5 protein-coding genes are annotated in these 6,475 nt (G+C 65.1%); 4 read left to right on the top strand and 1 reads right to left on the bottom strand.

Annotated elements, in window-relative coordinates:
- Nucleotides 1-299 precede the first annotated feature (299 nt).
- Complete coding sequence (locus ACTJJK_RS04115) at nucleotides 300-1,325, bottom strand: methyltransferase (RefSeq protein ID WP_440729543.1); 1,026 nt, start codon at nucleotides 1,323-1,325, stop codon at nucleotides 300-302.
- A 625-nt stretch (nucleotides 1,326-1,950) separates the two neighbouring features.
- Here ACTJJK_RS04115 and ACTJJK_RS04120 point away from each other — a divergent pair.
- From ACTJJK_RS04120 to ACTJJK_RS04135, 4 genes are all read left to right on the top strand, one after another.
- The gene (locus ACTJJK_RS04120) at nucleotides 1,951-3,369 is read left to right on the top strand and encodes a class II 3-deoxy-7-phosphoheptulonate synthase (RefSeq protein WP_440729544.1); all 1,419 of its coding nucleotides are present in this window, start codon (nucleotides 1,951-1,953) and stop codon (nucleotides 3,367-3,369) included.
- A gap of 218 nt (nucleotides 3,370-3,587) precedes the next feature.
- Nucleotides 3,588-4,214, top strand: a complete 627-nt coding sequence (locus ACTJJK_RS04125; protein WP_057918506.1) for an isochorismatase family protein — start codon at nucleotides 3,588-3,590, stop codon at nucleotides 4,212-4,214.
- A complete protein-coding gene (locus ACTJJK_RS04130) occupies nucleotides 4,211-6,082 on the top strand; it encodes an anthranilate synthase family protein (protein ID WP_031370581.1) in 1,872 nt (623 codons plus the stop codon). Before ACTJJK_RS04125 ends, ACTJJK_RS04130 begins: the two co-directional genes overlap by 4 nt.
- Complete coding sequence (locus ACTJJK_RS04135) at nucleotides 6,079-6,417, top strand: hypothetical protein (protein ID WP_036147925.1); 339 nt, start codon at nucleotides 6,079-6,081, stop codon at nucleotides 6,415-6,417. Before ACTJJK_RS04130 ends, ACTJJK_RS04135 begins: the two co-directional genes overlap by 4 nt.
- Nucleotides 6,418-6,475: the final 58 nt, after the last annotated feature.

The raw sequence follows: 6,475 nt of genomic DNA on the forward strand, positions 1-6,475 counted from the left end.
TTGACCGAAGGGAATCCAGACGGACTTTTGTTGCTTATGACAAAAGAAAGTAACCCGCCGCTTTAGTGGCGGAAGCTCTTGGCGTTTGATCTGGATGTGGATCTGGATCTTGCTTGAACGAAACCTTGCAAGCCCGTCGCAGCGCGATCGCTATGCAGACAGAGCGTTGCGCACGGCGGTCCAAACACGCGGCACTAAGTCGTCAAGATGCGATTAGGTAGCAACTGTAACGACATGCAGCCGGCCGCATCGGCGGCCGGCTGCATGCGAGTAATCCGGCGCATGGCCGGACGATGCGATCAGATCGGACGCGCTTCGACGATGCTCAGGCCGGATGCGGTCGGCAGGACGCGCTCCAAGGCGAAGCCCGACGCGGCGAACAGCGTCTTGAACTCGTCGGCGGTGCGTTCCTGGGCGCCGAGCAGGACCAGCATGTGCAGGTCGAGCCACTTGCCGAAGAAGGGTTCCTCGCCTTCGGGCAGCACCAGCTCGACGATCAGCAGCTTGCCGTGCGCCGGCATCGCGCGCCGGCAATTTCGCAGGATCTCGATGCTGCGCTCGTCGTCCCAATCGTGCAGCAGCAGCGACAGGATGTAGACGTCGCCGTCCGCGGGCACTTCGACGAAGAAGTCGCCGCCGACCGTGCCGCAGCGATCGCCGACGCCGGCTTCGGCCAGGCGCTTGCCGGCGGCTTCGGCCACGTGCGGTTGATCGAACAGGATGCCGCGGGCCTCGGGCTGGCTGCGCAGGATCGCCGACAGCAGCGGGCCGTAGCCGGCGCCGATGTCGATGACGGTCTTGAACGGCGAGAAGTCGTAAGCGTCGACGACGGCGTGAGCGACCTGCTTGGTGTAGCCGGCCTGGGCTTCGTTGAAAACGCGGTCGGCCTCCGGATGCTTGGCCAGATAGCCGAAGTAGCTGGTGCCGAACTCCTTTTCGAACGCGGTCTCGCCGGTCTGCACGTTGTGCAGCACGTCGGCCCAGGCGCGGTACTGCTCCTCGCCGTGCATGATCGCCTGCGGGCGCATCGAGTCCGGGGTGCCGCTGCGCAGCAACGCGGCCAGCGGAGTGATGCCGAAGATGCCCGGCTGGGTTTCGGTGAACACGCCGATGCTGGCGATGGTGCGCAGCACGCGCTTGAGCAGCGGCGCCTTGGCGCCGGTCTTCGCCGCCAGCTCTTCGATGGACTTCGGCGCATCGGCGACCAGGTCGGCGATGCCGAGCTTGGCGGCGACGTAGAGCGATTGAGTCACCCAATAGCCGGTGATCATCTGCAGCAGGATCGACGACAAGGGTACGGCGCCGGCACGGTTATTCTCAGTCATATGCACTCCTGGAGTGGTTATGCGCAAACAAGCGCGGATGGCACTGGCGAAGGGCGAATCGCCCAACCGGGATGGGATAGTCGATGCGACGCGCGGAACCGCTCAGCCGTTGATTGAAACGCCGCAACAAGTCCGATGTATGACCGCCCCCCTGCGAACATCGGATTCGTTTATGAGACTTTGCGGACGCTATCAAGGCGCGGTCCGGACAACGTCGGTGCGTTGATCAAAATAAAAAAACGATAACGCTCACACTAAATCGGAAACTGCGATGAAGTGCCGTACATACCGCGCGATGAGTCTGCCCGGCGGCTGCAAATCTACATCGATCGCATCGATGTCGGTTACGTACTTTCTACGGTTAAACCCTCATTTTCCATCTGATAATTTGCCTTCACTGCTGGAAGTCGCGAGCTGTATTCGAGCGAGGAAAGACGCGGTTCGAGCAGCGGGGTTTGTGGCATTCCCATCGACACGGATGGGGCGACGGATTCGGCGCGCACTCGATATACGGCGCGTCGCAATCGGCGCCATGGCGTGCAGCGCCAGATACAGAAGCTCGCATGCAGGGATCGACGCGAACTGATCGCGTGCCGGCACTCAAACCTAGTGGGGAGATGAATCCATGTTTCGACCGTTGAGCGTAGTCAGAAACGAGGACGATTGGTCGCCGCAGACCTGGCAACAGCGTCCGGCGCAGCAGCAACCCCAGTACGCGGCGGATGGGGAACTGACCAAGGCGACCGACCGGCTGGCGCGATTGCCGCCGCTGGTGACCTCGCTGGAAGTGCTGAAGTTGAAGAGGGCGCTGGCCGAAGCGCAGGAAGGGCGCCGCTTCCTGCTGCACGGGGGCGATTGCGCCGAGAGCTTCGTCGACTGCACCAGCGAGATCATCGCCAACCGCCTCAAGGTGCTGTTGCAGATGAGCATCGTCCTGGCGCACGGCCTGAAGCAGCCGGTGATCCGGGTCGGCCGTTTCGCCGGTCAATATGCCAAGCCGCGATCCAGCGACGAGGAAACGCGCGACGGCGTGTCGCTGCCGAGCTTCCGCGGCGACATCGTCAACGGCGCCGATTTCGACGAAGCCTCGCGCCGCCCCGACCCGAACCGCATGTTCGAGGCCTACGCCCACTCGGCGCTGACCTTGAATTTCACCCGCGCCATGGTCGATGGCGGCTTCGGCGACATCCATCATCCGGAGTACTGGAAACTCGATTGGGTCGAGCACTCGCCGCGTGCCATCGAATACAAGCGCGTGGTCGAGGAAATCGCCGACTCGCTGCGTTTCATGAAAACCGTCGGCGGGCAGTTCGTCGACAGCCGCATGCATACCGGCTTCTACACTTCGCACGAAGCCCTGCTGCTGCCCTACGAGGCCGCCTTGACCCGGCGCGTGCCGCAACGCGGCGGTTGGTTCAATCTGTCGACGCATTTGCCCTGGATCGGCATGCGCACCGCCGCGCTGGACGGCGCCCACGTCGAGCTGTTCCGCGGCATCGGCAACCCGATCGCGGTGAAAGTCGGCCCGACCACCAAGCCCGACGAGTTGCTGCGCCTGATCGACGTGCTCAATCCCTACGAAGAACCGGGTCGTTTGACCCTGATCACGCGCATGGGCAAGAGCCGCATCGCCGATGCCTTGCCGGGCCTGCTCAAGGCGGTGCGGCAGGCCGGTCGCCGGGTGCTGTGGGTCGCCGATCCGATGCACGGCAACACCGAGAGTGTGGGCAACGGCTACAAGACCCGCCGTTTCGACAATATCCGCGGCGAGCTGGACTTGGCCTTCGATATCCACGCCGCCGAAGGCACGCGTCTGGGCGGTGTGCATCTGGAGCTGACCGGCGAGGACGTGACCGAATGCCTGGGCGGCGCACGCGACCTGGCCGAGGCCGACCTTAGCCGCGCCTACAAGACAGCGGTCGATCCACGCCTGAACTACGAACAGTCCCTGGAGCTGTCGATGCTGATCGTCTCCGCCAGCCGCGCCACGCCGTCGGCGCGGCCGATCGCGCCGCGCTTGCAGGCGATGGGCGGTTCGCTGTGAGCGCGAGGGGCGGTCGCGTCCGCGCGACCGCCCCTCGCAGCAGCTAGCACGCGCTGCCCAACCCGAACGCCGCGAACGACCGCCGTGTCTTCGCGTACCGCGCCTGCGCGCCGTCGGCGGCGGCTGCGCGCGGGCTACGAATCCCAAGCTGCGGCAGCGCTCGCTCCGCCGCGGCAACCGCCACGAAGGGTGTTACGCCCGAGACGATGGAAGCAACCATGACCGGTATTCCCAAGATCCAGCCTTATGCGATGCCGACCTCCGCCCAGCTTCCCGCCAACATCGCGAGCTGGAAGATCGATCCCGATCGCGCGGTGCTGCTGGTGCACGACATGCAACGTTATTTCCTGCGTCCGATCCCGTCCGAAGGGCTGGGCTCGGTGCTGGTCAAGAATGCCGCTTCGATCCGCAGGCGCTGCCAGGCGCTCGGCATTCCGGTGGCCTATACCGCGCAGCCGGGCGGCATGACCGCCGAAGAGCGCGGACTGCTCAAGGACTTCTGGGGCAGCGGCATGCAAGTCGACCCGGTCGACCGCAACGTGGTGGACGAGCTCAGCCCGATCGAGGGCGACTGGTCGCTGACCAAGTGGCGCTACAGCGCGTTCTGGAAGTCGGACCTGCTCAAGCGCATGCGCGAAGCCGGCCGCGACCAACTGATCATCTGCGGCGTCTACGCCCACATCGGCGTGCTGATGACCGCGGTCGAAGCCTTTTCCAACGATATCGAAACCTTCGTGGTCGGCGACGCCGTCGCCGATTTCTCCCTGGAACGTCACCTGATGGCGCTCGAGTACGCCGCGCGCTGCTGCGCCGTCGTGGTGACCTCGGAACAGGTGGCCGCATGACTACCCCATTGCTGCGCGACATCGTCGCGGGTAATACCGGCAAAGCCGCGTTCGCGCTGCTGTTCCGTCCGCAGTCGGACGTCCAGGACATGCTGGACGTGTTCGCCGGCGAGATGGGCCAGTTCGATACGCTCGAATCGATTCCGCTGGCCGACGCGGGAACCGTCGGCGAGGAAGTGTTGGTACTGATTCCCTACGGACAATTGCGCGAGCGCGGTTTCGCGTCCGTCGACGATGGCCAGCGTCTGCAAGTCATGACGATCCATCAGCGTGAGCGCGTTTCCGTCGAAGAAGCCCTGAAGACCATCGCCGCCGCCCCGATCGAGCTGGCCGGCGGCGAGTTCGACATTGACGACGAGGCCTACGCCGACAAGGTGCGGCGGATCGTCGCCGACGAGATCGGCCGCGGCGAGGGCTCCAACTTTGTGCTCAAACGGACCTTCATCGCCGACATCAGCGGCTATTCGCTGCGCGTCGCGCTGGCTGCGTTCCGCCGCCTGGTGCAGGAGGAAGTCGGCGCCTACTGGACCTTCATCGTCCACACCGGCGAGCGCACCTTCATCGGCGCCAGCCCGGAGCGCCAGGTCAGCCTGCGCGACGGCGTGGCGACGATGAACCCGATCAGCGGCACCTACCGCTATCCGCCATCGGGGCCGTCGTTGTCGGGGGTGATGGGTTTCCTCGCCGATGCCAAGGAGAAAGACGAGCTGTACATGGTGGTCGACGAGGAGCTGAAGATGATGGCCCACTTCTGCCCGCAAGGCGGCAAGGTGGTCGGGCCTTATCTGAAGGAAATGTCGCGGCTCGCCCACACCGAGTATTTCATCGAAGGGCGTACGACCAGCGACCCGCGCACGATTCTGCGCCACACCTTGCTCGCGCCGACCGTCACCGGCAGCCCGATCGAGAACGCCTGCCGGATCATCGCCCGTCACGAGCCGGAAGGCCGCGGTTACTACGGCGGCGTGGCCGCGCTGATCGGTCGCGACGCGAACGGCCAGGCGATGATGGACTCGGCGATCCTGATCCGCACCGCCGACATCGATGCCGGCGGGCGCATGCGCATCGGCGTCGGCGCGACCATCGTGCGCCATTCCGACCCGGCTTCGGAGGCCGCGGAAACCCGCGCCAAGGCCAAGGCCTTGCTGGCCGCGCTCGGCCACGGCCGCAAGTCCAGCTTCGGGCTCGACCCGGACGTGCAGGCGGCGCTGAAGCAGCGCAACGGCGGCATCGCCGATTTCTGGCTGTCCGATGCCGACGACCGCATTCGCATCGACCCGGCGTTGAGCGGGCGCAAGGTGTTGATGGTCGACGCCGAGGACGCGTTCACCGCGATGCTGGCGCAACAGCTCAAGTCGATCGGCCTGGACGTCACCATGTGCCGCTTCGACGAACCGGCGCTGTTCAAGGGCGACTGGGACCTGGCGGTGATGGGCCCCGGCCCGGGCGACCCGCGCAATATGGACGACCCGCGCATCGCCAGCATCCGCCGCGCGATGAGCCACCTGCTCGCCGAGAAGAAATCGTTCCTGGCGGTGTGTCTGAGCCACCAGATCCTGTGCCTGGAACTGGGTCTGGAGCTGATCCAGCGCGCCTCGCCGAACCAGGGCGTGCAGCGCGAGATCGATTTCTTCGGCAGCCCCGAATTGGTGGGCTTCTACAACACCTATGTCGCCAAGTGCGACAGCAGCCAGTTCGCCCGCGGCGACCACAGCCTGATCGAGGTCAGCCGCGATGCCGAGTCGAACGAAGTGCACGCATTGCGCGGCGCCAGCTTCGCCTCGATCCAGTTCCATGCCGAGTCCCTGCTGACCCACCGCGGCGTGGACATCATCGCTTCGAGCGTAAAGAGAGTGTTGACCACATGAAAACGACGATCAGTTGGTGGAACCTGGACAAATCGAGCCAGACCATAGAGTCGATGCGCGACTATCTGAGGGAGGAGGGCGTTGCGCCCTGGGAAGACGTGCGCGGCATGCATTCCAAGTTCTGGATCTCCGACCCGGCCAACAACCTGTGGGGCGCGGTGGTGGTGTGGGAGTCGAGCGACGCGATGAGCCAGCCGCTGCCGCCGAACCGCGCGACCGAGCTGATCGGCTATCCGCCGAGCATGCGCACGACCTTCGACATGGAGGTGTTGATCGAGAACGGCCGCGCCGGCCCCTGGCTGGTCGGCGACGCGCTGGAGGAAGAGCACGCCTGAAACATCGCTTCAAAGCGCATGGCCGGGCGTTCGGCCACCGGCGCAGCCGGGCAGCGCG

The organism is Lysobacter sp. 22409 (genome assembly GCF_052045105.1).
Taxonomy (GTDB): Bacteria; Pseudomonadota; Gammaproteobacteria; order Xanthomonadales; family Xanthomonadaceae; genus Lysobacter; species Lysobacter antibioticus_B.